This window comes from Kolteria novifilia (genome assembly GCA_007748055.1).
Classification (GTDB): domain Bacteria; phylum Planctomycetota; class Planctomycetia; order Kolteriales; family Kolteriaceae; genus Kolteria; species Kolteria novifilia.
The window spans coordinates 750437-766442 of the sequence record CP036279.1; the positions used below are offsets into that span (position 1 = coordinate 750437).

Consider the following 16006-nt stretch of genomic DNA (forward strand, 5'->3'; position numbering starts at 1 on the left):
GGTGCTTGCCGCGGAAGATGTTCGGTCGATTGGCCCCGTGATGAGCTCCGCGGCTCGCCCCGCGTTGACGGACGAGGAACAGGCATCTAGGCTATTAGGCCATGGGGCCGAGATTGTGGAAAGGTCCCTCGGAGCGGGTCGCCAACCAGGGAGAGCGTTGCGTGAACACGGTCTATGTCGTCGGCATTGGCGATGACGGAATGGAGAGTCTGCCCGACTCTGCCCGACGCCGTCTGGAAGAGGCGGAACTGCTGGTCGGCACCGAGCGGACACTCGCGATGATTCCCTCCTTCGAGGGTGAATGCCTGCCCGTGGAGACCGATCTGGGCGATATGGTGCGGCGCATCGAGAAAGCCCGCGTCGACCGCAAGATCGTCGTGCTCGCGTCCGGCGATCCGATGTTCTACGGGGTCGCCCGCTACCTCGTCGATCGGCTGGGCAAGGAGTCGTTCGAAGTTCTGCCTCACGTCAGCAGCATGCAGTTGGCGTTCGCACGGGTCAAGGAGAGCTGGGACGAGGCCTATTTGACCAACGTCGCCTCCCAGCCGCTCGAGACGATCGTCGATCGCATCCGCATCGCGGAGAAAGTTGGCATCTTCACCAACGAGTCGGTGCCACCCAGCGCGGTGGCGCGTTGCCTACTCGACGAGGGGATCAGCTACTTTCGCGTTTCCGTCTGCGAGAACCTGGGGGCGGCCAACGAAGTCGTCACCTACGGGACGCTCGCCGAAATCTCCGAGATGGAGTTCGGCCCGCTCAACGTCATGATCCTGATTCGCGAGCCGGACGTTCCCGAGACCGCGCGCGAAGATGCTGAATTGATGATCTTCGGCAATCCCGACGAGAACTTTCGCCAAACGCGTCCGCATCGCGGGCTGCTCACGTCGGCGGAGGTTCGGACCCTGGCGCTGGCGAAGCTGAATCTCAAACGCAAGAGCGTGGTGTGGGACGTTGGTGCCGGTTCGGGTTCGGTGTCGATCGAGACCGCCCAGCTCGCGACGGAGGGCAAGGTCTACGCGATCGAGCCGGAGGTCGAGGACGGCTTGCTCATTCGGGAAAACGCCGAGCGATTCGGTGTCGACAACATCCAGATCGTGGCCCAACGGGCCCCCGAGGCCTTTCGCGATCTTCCTGACGCGGACGCGATCTTCATTGGCGGTGTCGGGCGGGAGACCGTCGGCATCATCGAGGCGGCCTTCGACCGACTCAAGCCGGGTGGGCATCTCGTCGCGAACGTGGCGAGCCTTGAGAACGTCTCCGCGGCGACCTCGACGCTCAAGGCCCTCGTTCCCCATGTCGGGATCTTGATGGTCAATCTGGCCCGGGGGACGCACCAGCTCGAGAGTATTCGCTTTGAAGCGGTCAACCCGAGCTTCCTGATCTTCGTCACCAAGTCGGGGGCGTAGACACTTGGGCCATCGATGGCGAAGCGGCCGTCGGGTCAGGAGATGAACTGGACCCAAAGGTAGAACGTCACCAGCGAGATCGCGACGACGAGCCGTAGCGCGACCTGCGTGATCATCGTCGTCAGGCTCATGTGGAAGACGTCGTTGAGCCACTCGAGATAAGCGCGAGCCTCGGTGTCGGCATACTGCTTGATCGGATTCCAACGGCCGAGCACCTGAAGCAAACGGTTCAGCCGACTGCCCAGCCAGCGTTCGGCGAAGTTGAGGCTCCGCTTGACCTCCTCGGTGTCGATCTGACTCACGCGGATGCTGACGAACAAGTCGACCGCGATCATCGTCCCGATGAAAGTGAGCTCGATCACGAGCCCGAGCGGATGTTTCCGATCGAGCATCATTTCAAAAGTGATTGCCGATTCCCGAAGCACAAGCAGGTTGAGCAGCCCCGAAAAGGCCAGCAAGCCGACGTAAATGCTCACAAGTGGCAGCAATCCGCCCCGAAGTGTCAAAATCCAATGCTCGTTGATCAGTCGGTAGACGTTGGGGCAGGAGGTCGAGAGATGACGCGCCACGTCGAGGACACTGCTGTAGAACCGAAGGCGTAGCCCCACCGACGTCAAAAACATCAACGTGATGTAGACGATGTACGCGTGGAGCAGGTTGAGGCTCATGATCCAATAGGGGAGCAAGCCGGGCGGAGGCCCGAATACCCCGAACGGATCAATCGAAACCGGTGCGGTTCCCATCGCTAGAAATCAGTTTCCGTGAACTGGTACACGAAATCGCCCTCGTCACCGACCGTGACGTTGATGGCGCTGACTTCCTTATTCTCCGCCATTCGGGCGAGGAACTCTCGGGAAACTTCAGGCAGCAACGTGTTGGTCAGGATGTGGTCGACGTTGCGAGCACCACTGGCGACCTCGGTGCAGCGACTGACGACCTCGTCGAGCAACGACTCGTCGTAGGTCATTTCGACACTGTGGTTGCCCTTGATGCGGCGGACGATCTTGCCGAGCTTGAGCTTCGTGATGAGCTTCATGACCTCGTCGGAGATCGGGTAGTACGCCGAGACCACCATGCGGCCCAAGAGAGCCAGCGGGAAGGCCTTCTCCAACTCCGGACGAATCGCGGTGACCAAATCGCCTGGATCGGGACGGGTTTCCGGATCGGCGCAGAGGCTCGTGATCGTGTCGGTCGCGACATTGGACGTACAGAGAATGACGGTGTTGCGGAAGTCGATGACCCGCCCGGTGCCGTCCTCGAGCGTTCCCTTGTCGAAGACCTGGTAGAAGAGTTCCCACACGTCTTGGTGGGCCTTCTCGAACTCGTCGAGCAGGACGACCGAGTAGGGCTTCTGGCGGACCGCTTCGGTCAAGACGCCACCTTCGCCGTAGCCGACATAGCCGGGAGGCGAGCCCTTGAGTCCCGAGACGGTGTGCGCCTCTTGGTACTCGGACATGTTGATGGTCACCATGTTGCGTTCGCCGCCGTAGAGGAGTTCCGACAGCGTAATCGCGGTCTCGGTCTTGCCGACGCCGCTGGGGCCGACGAGCAGGAAGACGCCGATCGGACGGTTCGGGTCGTCCATGTTCGCCCGAGCGGTGTGGATACGGCGGGCAATGGCTTCGAGTCCATGATCCTGGCCGACGACCATCTTCCCCATGGTCTCTTTCAGATTCAGGACGGTCTTGATCTCGTCGGCGAGCATTCGGCCAACGGGGATGCCGGTCCAGTCGGCGATGACGCTCGCGATCGCTTGCGAGTCGACAAAGGGGTGGATCAGCGGATCCTCGCCTTGGGCTTCGTGAAGTTGGCCGGTGAGGGTGTCGAGCTTGCCACGCAGTTCCTCGATCTTCTCGGGCGAGAGCGGTTCCTTCGGTTTCGACTCGGAGAGCTTGTCGACCGCCTCCTTGGTCTTCTGGTCTTCCTCGGAGAGCTCCTCTTCCTCGGCGGGGGTGCCATTGCCACGAAGCTCGGTGCGGATCTCGCGGATCTCGCCGACGAGTTCCCGTTCCGTGTCCCAGCGCTCGCGAAGTTCGCCCAGCGTCTTCTCGGCTTCGGCTTGCTTCTCCTTGATCTCCTCGATGCGGACGGCGTGGTCGGAACCGGCGGCCTGCTCACCTTCGAGGATGCGAAGCTCGGTCTTCAGGTTCTCGATCGTTCGCGTCGTGTCTTCAATGGAAGGGGGCGTGGCCGACTGGCTCAGGGAAACGCGGGCACATGCGGTGTCGAGCAGGCTGACCGCCTTGTCGGGAAGCTGTCGTCCCGAGATGTAACGGGCGGAGAAGTGGACCGACGCGTCGATCGCCTCATCGAGAATCGGCACCTTGTGGTGGTTCTCAAGCGTCTCGGTCAGCCCCCGCATCATGATGGTACAGATCGGCTCGGTCGGCTCCTCGACCTTGACGACCTGGAACCGCCGCGCGAGAGCGGCATCCTTCTCGAAGTACTTCTTGTACTCGGCCCAAGTCGTGGCCGCGATCGTCCGCAGTTCGCCACGAGCCAGCGCGGGCTTGAGCAAGTTGGCGGCGTCACTTCCGCCTTCTTGGCCGCCGGCGCCGATCATGGTGTGGGCTTCGTCGATGAAGAGAATGATCGGGGTGGGCGAACTCTTCACCTCGTCGATGACCGACTTGAGGCGGTTCTCGAACTCGCCTTTGACGCCGGCACCTGCTTGGAGCAAGCCGAGGTCGAGTGTTCGCAGTTCGACGTTCTGCAGTGACGGCGGAACGTCGCCAGCGGCAATCCGCAGGGCGAACCCTTCGACGACGGCGGTCTTGCCGACGCCCGCCTCGCCGGTGAGAATCGGGTTGTTCTGACGGCGACGGGTGAGGATGTCGACAATCTGCCGGATCTCGTTGTCCCGTCCGAGGACGGGGTCGATGGCGCCTTCCCGGGCTCGCTGGGTCAGGTCGATGCAGAACTGATCGAGCGAGGTCGTCTTGCCGCGAGCGCCGATCCCCTTGCTCGAGGGAGCTCCGGCGGCCGCCCCGGGCTCGGCGATCATCTCCGCTTCTTCGCTTGACTCGGCGACGATCTTGGTGAAGCTCTCCTTGAGAGCTTCCGGCGAAATACGATCGAACTCCCGCGAGGCATCCCGCAAGCGGCTAGCGAGCTGGCTATCGTTCAAGATCGCGAGTAGGACCGTCCCGCTGCGAACGCGGCCGTAGCCGAACTCGACGGTCGACACGAGCCAGGCATCCTTTGCGGCGGCAATGACGTCGGGCGAAATGCTCGGTTGGCGCGAGGAACCGGTCTTGAGTCGGTCGAGGACGTTCGTCAGTCCCGCGTTGACGCGGTCGGGGTTGATCTCGAACTGCCGCATGATCCGCCCGATGTCGTTGTTCGGGTCGTCGAGGAGCTTCGAGAGCCAGTGTTCGATCTCGATGTGGTAGTTGGTGCGGGAGACGCAGGCGCCCGCCGCATCTTCGAGAGCCTTGTGGCAGGTTCGGTTCAGCTTCCCGATGAGTGACTTGAGGTTGACATCCACGGCCGATGTTCCTTTGACACTGCGATCATGTACGGACCGGCACCATTCCTGCCTCATGCCCCGCGAATCGGGTGATCCAATTCGGCGGAAGTGCCAAAGAGTGGGAAGCTCCGCTCCCGCCGACGATCATATGGTGCCTACCGGGGTCTTCCAAAGGTTCTGGGCGGTTTTTCGGGACTCGTCCATTTTTTGACGGGGGGCTCCCTTCGACGCCTCCCAAGCGTGATCCTAGAATAGCGCGGTGCGTGAAATCGGAATGATGAAGGCCGGCGACGGCTTTCGGGCAGCACGGGGCCGGCATGGCGAGTGATTACTACGAGACGCTTGGCGTCGAACGAAGCGCGACCGAGGATGAGATCAAGCGGGCATATCGCAAGCTCGCGCGCGAGTACCATCCAGACCTTCATCCCGGCGACAAGACCGCCGAGGGCAAGTTCAAGAAGGTCCAGGAAGCCTACGACATCCTCGGCGATACCGAGAAACGAAATCAATACGACCGCTTCGGGTCGGCGGCTTTTGAGCCCGGAGCGCAGCAATCCGGACCGGGATCCTGGTCCTACACCTGGAGCCAGCGCGAAGGCGACCCCTCGGTCCAGGACGTCGATCTTGGCGACTTCAGCGATCTGTTCGAAGGGATCCTGGGTGGCCGGGGACAGCGAGGCGCTCGCGGTCCCTACAACGTCGCCGGCGACGACATCGAGACCGAACTGACGATTCCCTTCGACACCGCCGTTCGGGGCGGCGACCTCGACATCACCATCAGTGGCGCGGGTCAAGATCGACTCACCGTGACGATCCCTCCAGGGGTGACCGACGGCAGCCGACTGCGACTGGCCGGGAAGGGGGGCAAGTCGCCGACGGGCCAGGGGCCGCCGGGCGACCTCTACGTCCTGGTTCGCGTCGACAAACATCCCTACTACACGCGGGAAGGCAACGACCTCTTCGTCGAGGTCCCCATCTCCATTTCCGAGGCGATCCTCGGCGGTTCGATCGACGTGCCGACACTTGAGGGGATGACGACGATCACCCTGCCCGCGGGAACCTCGAGCGGTCAGAAGTTGCGTTTGCGTCAGAAGGGCGGGTATACCAAGAGTGGGCAGCGTGGCGATCTCTACGCCCGCATGAAGGTGGTTGTTCCCAAGAACATCGACGAGGAGAGCAGACGTCTGATCAAGGAATTCGGGGAACGAAACGCCAGCAACCCTCGCGCGGATCGGGGGTGGTGAGATGACACAGCTCTACTCCGAAGCCGTGGTTTGTCGGGAACTGAGGATCGAACCCGAAGTCTTGGGGCAGTTCCTCAAGGCCGACTTGGTGCAGTTGACGGAAGTCGGTGGCGCGCGCGGGTTCACCAAGTCGCAGCTTCGGCTCCTATGGTCGATCACGAGTCTCTATCGCGACTTGGGCGTGAACATCGAAGGGATTCGGATCATCCTGCAAATGTCGGCGGACATCCGCGATCTCAAACTCGCCGTTCGGGAATCGCAACGCCGCTGCGCCCAACTCGAGCATCTGCAACAGTTCCGCATCCGGATCACCGAGGAACGCCAAGGCCCGTCGTTTTGGGAGATAGACCTTTGAGTCGCTTGTTGCCGTTCATGACGATAGCCGGGTTGCTGCTGTTGGCGACGTTGTCGGCGTCGCAAGAGAACGAGATCACGCCGGATGAGCAGGAAGCAATCCGCGTGACGCTCGTGCTCTGGGGCGGGCTGGCGATTGCCGGCATCTTGTTGATGGCGTTCGGGCTCTTCACGTTCGTTCGTCGCGCGGGGCGGCGGCTGGTCGATAAGGGTGACGAAGAGAAGAAGCCGATCAAGTACGTCGATCTCCGCGCCGAGGTCACGCAGGGAGACGACGACACGGTCTACGACGACGATGGCGCCAACGACCCCAACGAGAAGGATTCGGACGACGACTGACCGACGACTTCGTGGCCGTGAACGCCTCGCCCTCGATCGCGACTACAGCGCCGTGTTCGATCATCGCAATTCCGCTGGTGGTCGCTGCCTGGTGCTCTACGGCAAGCCGAACGGGTTGAGTTACAGCCGACTGGGGCTGACCGTGGGGCGAGGCTTGGGGACCGCGGTCGTGCGGGGCCGATTCAAGCGACTTTGCCGTGAGGCCTTTCGGCTCTCGAAGGATCGGCAGCCGAGCGGTTGGGACTGGATCGTGTTGCCTCGGCGGCGCGCGAAGAAGAAGGCTCCCCGAACGCGGAAGCTCGAATTCGGCTACCGCGAGGTGGCGGACGATCTCTTGTATCTCATGAAACGAGTCGCGGCCAATGAACGGCGCCGAGAGCGAGACGGGCAGAACGACGTCGCCCGCGGCTGAGTCCTCGCGAGAGGAAGAGCCGAGCGACGAACTCGAGGTCTGGCAGCGTTATCCCCCCAAGTCGCTATTGGCCAAAGGGGGCGTCTTTCTCATTGGCCAGTATCAGCGTTGGCTCAGTCCCATCTTTCACGGCTGCTGCCGCTTCCATCCCTCATGCAGTCGCTACACCGTGATGGCGATTGGCAAGTACGGCTTCTGGAAGGGATGCCTACTCGGGGCGTGGCGGATCTTGCGCTGCAATCCGTTCAATGCCGGCGGCGTCGACTACCCGTGACCTCGATCGACCACTTTGCCCTTACCAACACGTGGGGAGATGTCGTTTCGGGGCTCGAAGATATCTCAGGGGTTCCATGCCCACGCCTCGTGGGCATGGAACCCAGAACGTAGACCGCGCCCAGAAGGACATCGGTGGCACGAGGTCCCTTGCTACGGGACGCGATGATGCGTGAGGGGGGAGAAGGTTTTGTGGACCTTGACGTTGCTCGCCTGCTTGCGGTCGAGTTTGCCGATCATGTCGGTGATCGACTTCCACGAGGAGAACTTGAGTTTCCCCTCCTCCTCGAATTCCGCCAACTCCTTGTTCGCCAAGTCGACGATGCGGGGCTCCTGCTCGTCCATCATGCGCTGAATCGCCCCTTCGAGAGAGTTGCCGATCTCGCGAACGATCGGTCCCTTGCCGTGACCGAAACGGCGGAGGGTGAAATTGCGCAGCGTCAGTTGCGACCGCGTTATCTTGGGCGAGACCTCGATGCTGGGGAGGTACCACTCGCCGGTCATCTTCAGAGTGACTTCGCAGTCGAGGGTCATTTCAACGTCCGCGTCTCCCTCGGTGTCGACGCTGAAGAGCTTGATCCCATTGTTCCAGTGGCGAAACTCGGCGTAGCCATCGAGCTTGCACGAGAGGAAGACTTGGAAAGCGAAGCGGTCCTCGGCGAGCTGACGCGTGTTCTTGACGACGACGTGCAAGTGCTTCTCGGGATCGACCAACGTCACGCGGTAGTGCTTCCAGAGCCCGTGGTTGACCTCTTTCTTCTTTCGCTTGCTCACTTTGATGCGGAAGCCGTCGCGTTTCCAATCGAAGCCGTCGAAGATGTGGACGGTGTTGCCCCAGTTGGGGCGTTCGTCGTGAACGCGGGGGATGCTGGCTAGGACGATGCGCTGAATGATGCGCGACTCCTCGCTGTCGCCGGTCGCGTCGAAGGTGAGGTGCGTGTAGGGCTCCGCGATCGCGGAGCCGACCAGCGCGGGCTGAGCGAGCAAGAGGGCCAACCAGATCGAGGGCCAACCAAGTGCCGGACGTCGTACCATGTTGCCAACTCCGGTGGATCTGGGGAGAACGAGTCGTTCGTGGGAAGCGAGCCACGATGGGTGGCTGTGCAATTCTTCGGGCTAGACGCGCGAAATCCAGGAGATCATCGAGATCAAGTCTTCCCTCGTCGATTGTTTTGTCGTCACAACCCGAACACTTTGCCCGATCGATGGCCGACTGGTCGCGGAGAATCAGTTTCCGGCGTGGAACCGGCGATACAATGGGGAGGTCGAGACACGAGTAGACGGAGAATTCTCGGGTGAGCGGTATCGCCATCATCTTGGTGGGCGCGGCGATCATCATTGGCGCCGTCGCGATTCTATTGGGGAACAAACCCCCATCGACGACTCGCGCTTCCTCGCCGAAGGGCGCCCCCGCACCCAAGCCGACGTCGACCGCTGCACGGGCGTCCCGGACAGTTGGGAAACCGGAACCGGCCGCGAGTTCGGTCGGGGACGTTCCTCAACCGTCCGCGAAGGGAGCGGTACGCGAAGCGCTCGACTCGGCGCAGCAGCGACTCGGTCCGGCATCCCCGGAGACGCGAGCCAAGGCGCGCAAAGCGGCGATGAAGCAACAGGTCAACGATCAAGTACAGCTCGATCCGGCCGTCGCCGCAACGATGCTCCGCCGCTGGATGGACGAGAAGAAGGGATAGGCTCTGTCAATACCTGACGTTCGATTGCCATCGCGATCGGGCGACGTTCCTTCTATCATGACGTTGGCTCGTTCGGGAAGGCTTCAGCTCCGACGACACGTTCGCCATCGCCCCTCGTCACCGTCAGTCGTCATTCGAAAGCGCCGAGAGAGTTATGAAGGACCGCATCAGCATCACGTTTCTCGGCGGGGCGGAGGAGATCGGCGCGTCGTGTCAAGTGATTGACATCGGCGAGACTCGCGTCGTCGTCGATTGCGGCCAACGTCTCAACGCGCCCAAGGGCGAGGCGCTCCCCGATCTCTCCTACCTGGAGAAGGGACCGCCGGTCAGCGCCGTTCTCGTCACGCATGCCCACACCGACCACATCGGCGCCCTGCCGGCGATCGACCCGTACCTTCCCAAGGGATGCCCGATTCTGGCGACGGAAGCGACCCTAGAACTCTCGCGGGTGATGCTCCACGACACTCGGCGCATCATGGAGAAGTACCGGCAGGATGCGGGTGAGATGCCCCTTTTCGCACCGGGCTTGGTTTCGACGGCGATCGATCGCATGAAGTCCGTGGCCTGGGGACGGGCGATGCGGCTGGGTGACGCGGGCGTCAAAGCGACCTGGTTTCCCTCCGGGCACCTGCTCGGGGCCGCGATGATCGAGATTGCCGGGCCCACCACATCGGTACTGGTCAGCGGCGATGTCTCCGTCGGCGACCAATACGCGGTTCCCGGCGCGTTCGCTCCCAGCATCCGACCCGATGTCTTGGTGCTCGAGAGCACCTACGGCGACCGGATGCACGCTCATCGGCCGACGCAATACGATCGCATCATCGAGCGGGTTCGCCAATGTTACGAAACCGGCGGCTCGATCCTCTTTCCCACTTTCGCCTTGGGGCGGGCCCAGGAGATCCTCCTGCTCCTCGGTCACGCGATGCGGCGTGGAAAGCTTAGCCCCAACCTCCCGGTCTATGCCGACGGTTTGGTCCGGCCGATCTCCGAGGTCTACGACCAGTTCCCCGACGAACTCGCTCCGGAAGCACGCCGGCTTTGGGAGTCCGGGCTCAACCCGGTCTTCCCGCGCGACCTGCCGGTTCGGCCTGTTGTCAGCAATGGGCAACGCCAGCGCATCGCCCAGGAGGGACGCTGCGTCGTGGTCGCCTCCAGCGGAATGCTCCACGGTGGGGCGAGTCAGTTCTACGCGACGCAGTGGATCGGTTCGCCGCGGAATCTCATCCTCATCACCGGCTATCAGGACGAAGAGTCACCCGGCCAGGCGCTGCTCGATCTCGCCGAGACAGTCGAGGATCGGCGCTACTTCCCGCTCGGCGGCGTCTGGACCGAAGTTGGGTGTGCCGTCGAAGCCTGCCCTCTCTCGGCGCACGCCGACGGGGGAGAGTTGACCGCCCTGGCCAGCAAGTTCAAGTCGAAGCTCGTGCTCCTGGTTCATGGCGACGGTTCGGCTCGAGAGGGGCTCGCACGCCAACTGATGCGGGCGGGGATTAGCGATGTTGGGATTCCCGTCAACGGCGAGACCGTCGACTTCGAACCGGGGTGGTCGCGACGACCCGTCACGCGCACGAGTCCACTCCAGGAGTGGCCGCCTTGGGACCCGACACAGTCGCGAGCGTTGAACCTCGCCGAGATCCACTACTGGCTGTGTGGCCTGTCGCCTCCGGTCCCGTGGATCACGCTCGAGGAGTTGGTCGAGATCTGGAAGCAACCCCAAACGGTCACCGCGGCCGACCGCCGCGTCGTCCGCGAAGCGATCTACGGAAGCGATCAGTCCTACTTCATCCCCGACCGGCGGCGGCCCTTCATCCTCCGGGTCACCGCCCGGGATCGCATCGTTCCGGAAGGAGTGGTGACACCGACGACCCCCGTCGAACGGGCGCGAGCATCCTTGCGTGGGATGTTTCCCGAGGAGACCGGCCTCGTGCGAACCGGCTTCTACCCCGAGGAGCGGGTCGCCGAACTGACCTTCCGTTTCCCCCGCGCCGCCGAACGTCATCTCGCGCAGCGACTGCAGGAGTGGTCGCGGCAGAGTGGCTGGGCGATCCGCTTGGTGGAGGGAACCAGTGATGACGACTTGCTGCGGGCGTTGCACGAACGACTCGCCCCCGAGCACGAGGCCGAAACCCGTATTGATCACGAGCACTCACTGATCGAGGTCCGGTTCGACGCCGATCCGGCGATCTCCGAAGCGACCCGCGAGCGGTTTCATCGTCAGACCGGCTACGAACTCTTCGTCAATGTCGAGCCGGAAGGGGCTCGGTCGACTTCCAATTCCTCGACGATCGGTTGAGCCTCGCCATGGTGCCCCCTCCCAAAGCGGTCCGCTTGGACAAGACGACCAACCGGCTGGAGTTGTCGTGGCCTGATGGTCACGCGAAGAGCCATGCCGCCCACCTGTTGCGATGCGAGTGCCGCTGCGCTTCCTGCGTCGACGAAGTGACCGGCGTGCGCATTCTCGACATCGCGAGCGTGCCGGCCGACATCGCGATCGTCGGCGCCAACCTGGTTGGCAACTACGCCATCAAGCTCGTCTTCAGTGACGGTCACGATCTGGGTCTGTTCACCTGGGACCGCCTCCACGACTTGGACGATCCCGCCACCACTTGATGTCACGTCGTGATCTCTTGTCGTCTCGGGTGCCATGCCTCATGCTCGCGTGGGCAGGCGCGGAAGTTAAGATGTGCCGTGGTCGCCCTTTTTAGGGTGGCGCTCGAGTGTCGACGCTCCCGCGCTCGCCATCGCGATCAAAGGGCTTCGACGCGCTCTTTGTTCTTGATCATCAGGTAGAGAAAGAAGGGACCGCCCAAGAGGGAGGTGAGGATTCCCAGGCGAATTTCGTCGGGGGGCATCGCCGTCCGGGAGATCAAATCCGCGAACACGATCAGGCACGCGCCTCCCAGAAAGCTGGTTAGGACGAGGATGCGGTGTTCGGGCCCCACGAAGAGCCTCAGCACATGGGGAACGATCAGGCCCACGAAGACCACCACGCCGCTGGCCGAGACGCACGTCCCCGTGATCATCGCGGCGAGAAAGAGCATGTTGCGCCGGCTCGCTTGAACGTTGATGCCCAGCGACAACGCGGTCTCCTCGCCCAACGCCAGGATGTTCAAGTCGCGCGAGTGGAGCAAGAGTAGGCCACATCCCCCGAGGACGAGCGGGGTTGCCATCGCGACGTCGGCCCAGCCCGCCCGTTGCATGCCGCCCATCAGCCAAAAGATGATCTGTCGCCCAACCTCCCAGTTCGGAAGGGAGATCGACAGCACGAACGAGGTCATGGCGGTCGCGATGCCGCCGACCGCGATTCCCGAGAGAAGGAGCGTCGCCGTCGACGTATGACCGCGAACAGTCGAGATCAGGTAGACGAGAAAGGTCGTCACGATCGCCCCGACGAAAGCCATCAACGGCAGGACCAACATCGAGGCGAGTGCCCAGCCCGTCGCCATGCTGATCACGGCTCCGAGCGACGCCCCGGCGGAAATGCCGATCACTCCGGGCTCGGCCATCGGGTTGCGGAAGAGTCCCTGCATCACCGCGCCCGCGACCGCGAGTCCGCCGCCGACCAAGACGCCGACCAAGACTCGTGGCAGCCGGACCTGGAGTAGGACGATCTCCTGCCATGGTTCCCAAGTGGTGATCGAGAGGCCGAGGGTCGACTTGACGAGGATGCCCACGATCTCCAGCGGCGAGATTGGCGCCGCTCCCGCGGCGATGGAGAGCCCCATGGCCGCGACGAGCAGTCCGATCAACGAGCCGACAACGATGCCGGGCCGCGAGGCATGCTGGAGGTCAACCGCATTGGCCGACGGGTCGCTCACTCGCTGTCTCCCTGTTGGCTGGACTGACTTGGAAACGCGGGAATTTCCACGTTCTCGAAGAGCGTCGGATGAATGACTCGGCCGAGAGCCAGAGCTCCCCGGACAATGTGATGGGAGATGCATCCGAGTTCGGGGGCCGGGACCAGATGGACTCGCCGGTGACGGACGGCGGTCACCCCTTGCCAGCTTGGATCGTCGATCACGCTCGAACGGGGATCGATCGGCGGGTCGTCCCCCTCGGCGTAGGGGTTGGTCATCACGATCACCTCCGGGTCGAGCGCGATGGCGAGCTCCTTCGAGATCGGCCCGTGCCCCACCAGTCCGGCTTCCACCGCGACGTTCGTTCCCCCGGCGGCGGTAAGCATCTCGTCGAAGAGGGTCGCCGCGCCCGCCGAGAACCCGCCGCGATAGAGGAGGACACGTGGCTTGGCCGCGGCACGCGATCCCGCCGCCGCCACGACGCCGAGCGAATCGCTCATCCAATGGAGGATCTCGCTGGCTCGTTCCCTCTCGTCAGTGATCACGCCAAGGAGCTTGATGTTGTGACGGATGTCCGCCAAGGTCTCGTAGCGGCCGAAGCGGAAGGTGGTGATTCCGGCTTGCTTGAGCGTGCTGACTGTCGGGATTTCGGTGAAGCGCGCCGCCAGAACGATGTCCGGTCGCAGAGAAATGATGCGTTCGAGGCTCGTTCCGACCACCGTTGGGAAGCCCTTGGCTTCCGCGACGCAGTTGGAGACGCTCGGCGTCGTGGCGATGGGCGTCAGTGCGGTGATGCGCTTGTGGTCGACCAGTTCGAGAAGGATCTCGTCGGTCGCGAGCATGAGCGAGACGATCCGTTGGGGGGGCCGATCGATCCGGATGGGGTGGCCGTAGCCGTCGGTCACCGTGACGGGGAAGTCTTGGCGCACGATCGTGCCGGGGTTGTTGGGGACGCCCAGCCACATGGGCGCTCGTGGAGCGTTCGTCGTCAGGAGATGGCCTGCGAGGAAGAGCAGGCCGATCGTTCCGAGCGTAAGGAGCGTTCGGGACACGTCGACTTTCCTCGTGAACGGTGGCGTGACTACCCACGCAAGTGTTGTCCAAGCATGCTCGCGCCAACGCGGGTATCGGCCCCGAACATCACTTTGGCCCAAGTGGGCACTTGCAAGAGGGACAACCAACGGCGAGCCGTTCTGGAGATCTACCCGTGGACGAGCTTCGTGGAGGTTCGGTCCTTGGGATCGGGTTCCAAGCCGAGATACGTCTTTCTCAGGTCGTCCCATAAGTTCAGCCGAGACCAGTCGGGAGTCTTGAGGACCTTCATCTCGTCACTGAGAAAGGGATTGGGGAGAAAGATCGTCAGTTGGTTGTCGCCGTTGCCGTTGAACATGCGGAAGCCCCAATGCCCGACGCAGCGGTCGTCGGTGATGCCACGATAGAACTCGGCCCGGGCGGTTTGTCGTTGCTTCGCGACCTCCAATTCCGTCGGCCGACCCGGCATCCCCTTGGTCGTGCCGATGCAGAGATGAAAGTGCCACGGTCCGAAGTCGACCGTCAAGTACCCGTCGAGTAGGCCGATCTTCTTGGGCGGGCCGGGCGCTTTGATTTCGAAGACCGATCCCTGCACCATCGTCCCGAAGTAGAACTCTTGCCAGTGATTGGCGAAGAGATCTTCCAACAGTCGCTTCAGGAACTCCTCGTCGGTGGGGAGGGGAAAGATTTCGAGCGTGCCCGTCCCCGGTTCGTTGACGGTGATGGGAGTGCTGGTACTGGAATTCATGGAGTTGTCTCCTCGGTGGATGGCGGACTGATCTTCGCGATCGCTTGGCTCGCGGCCTCGCGAACGCGCTTGTCCTTGTCCCGCTCGGCGATTTCCTTTAGCCGCTCGGCGAAGGGTCGCGCTTGGGCTCCGAGGCGCCCGAGAGTGGTCGCGCTCTGAAGCCGAACGCTTGCTCGAGACGAGTCGAGTCCCTTGACCAATTGCATGAGTTGGTCACGGGAAAGGTCGGTTTGAACCTCGGCCTCGACGGCAGTCGGCGCGGGCGGTGGTGTTGAGTCGGAACAACCGAGGAAACCAAGGAGAAGAAAGCCGTAGCGGATACGCATCAACCTTCTCCTTCTATTCGTGATCAAACAAGCTGTCGTCGTTGCCCAGGTCGTGGAGATCCTTCTCTTTCCGCAGCTCGAGTTCGGCGGGCGTCGTCCACGAAGCTGGGGGATTGCGCGAAGGAATCATCGCTTCGACGTGGCCGTCGACGAAGAGGACGTTCGCGACACCCTGGTGGCGAAAATGGACGGTCGGGTATTGGTTCGAAGGGGGATCGAGGTAGTGGTTTTCCTCTAGCACTGGCGACGCGTACGACCAGGCGTTGACGCGCGCCGAGTCGGCGAACGCGATCGTCTTCGATGTCGACGTTACCTTCGTCCATCGATAGGTCACAGGACTGGAGAGAGTCCAAGGATCGGCAGCCGAGATCGGGCTGACGCCGGGGCCAAGATAGACGTAGTTGTAGGCGTAGCCGGAGGTCGCTCCCGCGAAGCGGAAGGTGAAGGCTCCTTCGCGGAACTCGGGGCAGCGGCCAATCGTCGCCGTGCCCTCCATGTAGGGCATTAGGTAGCCTTGCTGAACGTCGATCTCTCGATCCGCGCCGGGATTGTTGTCGAGGACGGCCCCGAACCAGTAGCTCTCGGGGAGTTGCGGGTCGGCCCAGTTGTGAGTCGATGCCGGCATGAACTGGCCGCCGTTGGCCTCGACATAGAGACTCAGCGCGACGCCCATTTGGCGAAGGTTGCTAGAGCACTGCATGCGCCTGGCCGCCCCTCGTGCTTGTTGCACCGCGGGGAGCAAGAGGCCGATGAGAATAGCGATGATCGCGATGACCACCAGCAATTCGATGAGGGTAAAAGCTGGATGCGCGGAACGATGGCGTGGTACGGACATAGAAGCACCTCCCGTGGCCGGCTGGGTCCGAGCCGGCATCTCTCGTCGGTGCCTGGTTGGTGGGGGGAGAAGGTGGAGGT

The 16006-nt window shown here is 62.7% G+C and carries 17 protein-coding genes; 9 read left to right on the forward strand and 8 right to left on the reverse strand.

Annotated elements, in window-relative coordinates; all coding sequences use genetic code 11:
* Nucleotides 1–161 precede the first annotated feature (161 nt).
* The gene (gene cbiE / locus Pan216_RS02805; protein ID WP_419193192.1) at nucleotides 162–1406 is read left to right on the forward strand and encodes a precorrin-6y C5,15-methyltransferase (decarboxylating) subunit CbiE; all 1245 of its coding nucleotides are present in this window, start codon (nucleotides 162–164) and stop codon (nucleotides 1404–1406) included.
* Nucleotides 1407–1441: 35 nt separating this feature from the next.
* On the opposite strand, the gene Pan216_RS02810 is transcribed toward cbiE, so the two are convergent.
* Together Pan216_RS02810 and tssH are read right to left on the reverse strand one after the other, a co-directional pair.
* A complete protein-coding gene (locus tag Pan216_RS02810) occupies nucleotides 1442–2149 on the reverse strand; it encodes a hypothetical protein (protein WP_145254504.1) in 708 nt (235 codons plus the stop codon).
* 2 nt (nucleotides 2150–2151) lie between these two features.
* Complete coding sequence (tssH, locus tag Pan216_RS02815; RefSeq protein ID WP_145254507.1) at nucleotides 2152–4893, reverse strand: type VI secretion system ATPase TssH; 2742 nt, start codon at nucleotides 4891–4893, stop codon at nucleotides 2152–2154.
* Nucleotides 4894–5192: 299 nt separating this feature from the next.
* On the opposite strand from tssH, the gene Pan216_RS02820 reads away from it, so the two are divergent.
* From Pan216_RS02820 to yidD, 5 genes are all read left to right on the forward strand, one after another.
* On the forward strand, nucleotides 5193–6119 hold the full coding sequence (locus Pan216_RS02820) for a DnaJ C-terminal domain-containing protein (protein ID WP_145254510.1): 927 nt from the start codon (nucleotides 5193–5195) through the stop codon (nucleotides 6117–6119).
* A gap of 1 nt (nucleotide 6120) precedes the next feature.
* Nucleotides 6121–6474, forward strand: coding sequence for a chaperone modulator CbpM (locus Pan216_RS02825; RefSeq protein WP_145254513.1), 354 nt, complete (start codon nucleotides 6121–6123; stop codon nucleotides 6472–6474).
* Entirely contained in the window at nucleotides 6471–6812 is a 342-nt protein-coding gene (locus Pan216_RS02830) for a hypothetical protein (protein ID WP_145254516.1), read from the forward strand. Before Pan216_RS02825 ends, Pan216_RS02830 begins: the two co-directional genes overlap by 4 nt.
* Nucleotides 6769–7224, forward strand: a complete 456-nt coding sequence (rnpA, locus tag Pan216_RS02835) for a ribonuclease P protein component (protein ID WP_145254519.1) — start codon at nucleotides 6769–6771, stop codon at nucleotides 7222–7224. The genes Pan216_RS02830 and rnpA overlap by 44 nt, the downstream gene beginning before the upstream one ends.
* A 67-nt stretch (nucleotides 7225–7291) precedes the next feature.
* Entirely contained in the window at nucleotides 7292–7498 is a 207-nt protein-coding gene (gene yidD / locus Pan216_RS28015; protein WP_419193647.1) for a membrane protein insertion efficiency factor YidD, read from the forward strand.
* 152 nt (nucleotides 7499–7650) lie between these two features.
* Here yidD and Pan216_RS02845 read toward each other — a convergent pair whose 3' ends face one another.
* Nucleotides 7651–8532, reverse strand: a complete 882-nt coding sequence (locus Pan216_RS02845) for a hypothetical protein (RefSeq protein WP_145254524.1) — start codon at nucleotides 8530–8532, stop codon at nucleotides 7651–7653.
* A gap of 260 nt (nucleotides 8533–8792) precedes the next feature.
* On the opposite strand from Pan216_RS02845, the gene Pan216_RS02850 reads away from it, so the two are divergent.
* From Pan216_RS02850 to Pan216_RS02860, 3 genes are all read left to right on the forward strand, one after another.
* On the forward strand, nucleotides 8793–9188 hold the full coding sequence (locus tag Pan216_RS02850; RefSeq protein WP_145254527.1) for a hypothetical protein: 396 nt from the start codon (nucleotides 8793–8795) through the stop codon (nucleotides 9186–9188).
* Between the two features lie 154 nt (nucleotides 9189–9342).
* A complete protein-coding gene (locus tag Pan216_RS02855) occupies nucleotides 9343–11481 on the forward strand; it encodes an MBL fold metallo-hydrolase (protein WP_145254530.1) in 2139 nt (712 codons plus the stop codon).
* Between the two features lie 8 nt (nucleotides 11482–11489).
* Nucleotides 11490–11798 carry a DUF971 domain-containing protein gene (locus tag Pan216_RS02860; RefSeq protein ID WP_145254533.1) on the forward strand — a complete coding sequence of 103 codons (309 nt, stop codon included), beginning with the start codon at nucleotides 11490–11492 and terminating at the stop codon, nucleotides 11796–11798.
* 137 nt (nucleotides 11799–11935) lie between these two features.
* Here the strand turns inward: Pan216_RS02860 and Pan216_RS02865 are convergent, their stop codons facing one another.
* From Pan216_RS02865 to Pan216_RS02885, 5 genes are all read right to left on the reverse strand, one after another.
* Entirely contained in the window at nucleotides 11936–13006 is a 1071-nt protein-coding gene (locus Pan216_RS02865; protein ID WP_419193193.1) for a FecCD family ABC transporter permease, read from the reverse strand.
* Nucleotides 13003–14037: an ABC transporter substrate-binding protein gene (locus Pan216_RS02870; RefSeq protein ID WP_419193194.1), complete on the reverse strand. Its 1035-nt coding sequence runs from the start codon at nucleotides 14035–14037 to the stop codon at nucleotides 13003–13005. Before Pan216_RS02870 ends, Pan216_RS02865 begins: the two co-directional genes overlap by 4 nt.
* Before the next feature lie 149 nt (nucleotides 14038–14186).
* Entirely contained in the window at nucleotides 14187–14765 is a 579-nt protein-coding gene (locus Pan216_RS02875) for a DUF7676 family protein (RefSeq protein WP_145254542.1), read from the reverse strand.
* Entirely contained in the window at nucleotides 14762–15091 is a 330-nt protein-coding gene (locus tag Pan216_RS02880; RefSeq protein WP_145254545.1) for a HEAT repeat domain-containing protein, read from the reverse strand. The genes Pan216_RS02875 and Pan216_RS02880 overlap by 4 nt, the downstream gene beginning before the upstream one ends.
* Nucleotides 15092–15104: 13 nt before the next feature.
* Nucleotides 15105–15926, reverse strand: coding sequence for a DUF1559 family PulG-like putative transporter (locus Pan216_RS02885; RefSeq protein WP_419193195.1), 822 nt, complete (start codon nucleotides 15924–15926; stop codon nucleotides 15105–15107).
* Nucleotides 15927–16006: the final 80 nt, after the last annotated feature.

Bases quoted from the DNA above. Each gene is read 5' to 3' on its own strand.
- rnpA (WP_145254519.1), top strand. From the start codon at position 6,769: ATGGCGCCAACGACCCCAACGAGAAGGATTCGGACGACGACTGACCGA.
- Pan216_RS02875 (WP_145254542.1), bottom strand. From the start codon at position 14,765: ATGAATTCCAGTACCAGCACTCCCATCACCGTCAACGAACCGGGGACG.
- Pan216_RS02880 (WP_145254545.1), bottom strand. From the start codon at position 15,091: ATGCGTATCCGCTACGGCTTTCTTCTCCTTGGTTTCCTCGGTTGTTCC.
- Pan216_RS02860 (WP_145254533.1), top strand. From the start codon at position 11,490: ATGGTGCCCCCTCCCAAAGCGGTCCGCTTGGACAAGACGACCAACCGG.
- Pan216_RS02855 (WP_145254530.1), top strand. From the start codon at position 9,343: ATGAAGGACCGCATCAGCATCACGTTTCTCGGCGGGGCGGAGGAGATC.
- Pan216_RS02820 (WP_145254510.1), top strand. From the start codon at position 5,193: ATGGCGAGTGATTACTACGAGACGCTTGGCGTCGAACGAAGCGCGACC.
- Pan216_RS02825 (WP_145254513.1), top strand. From the start codon at position 6,121: ATGACACAGCTCTACTCCGAAGCCGTGGTTTGTCGGGAACTGAGGATC.
- Pan216_RS02845 (WP_145254524.1), bottom strand. From the start codon at position 8,532: ATGGTACGACGTCCGGCACTTGGTTGGCCCTCGATCTGGTTGGCCCTC.
- Pan216_RS02885 (WP_419193195.1), bottom strand. From the start codon at position 15,926: ATGTCCGTACCACGCCATCGTTCCGCGCATCCAGCTTTTACCCTCATC.
- Pan216_RS02810 (WP_145254504.1), bottom strand. From the start codon at position 2,149: ATGGGAACCGCACCGGTTTCGATTGATCCGTTCGGGGTATTCGGGCCT.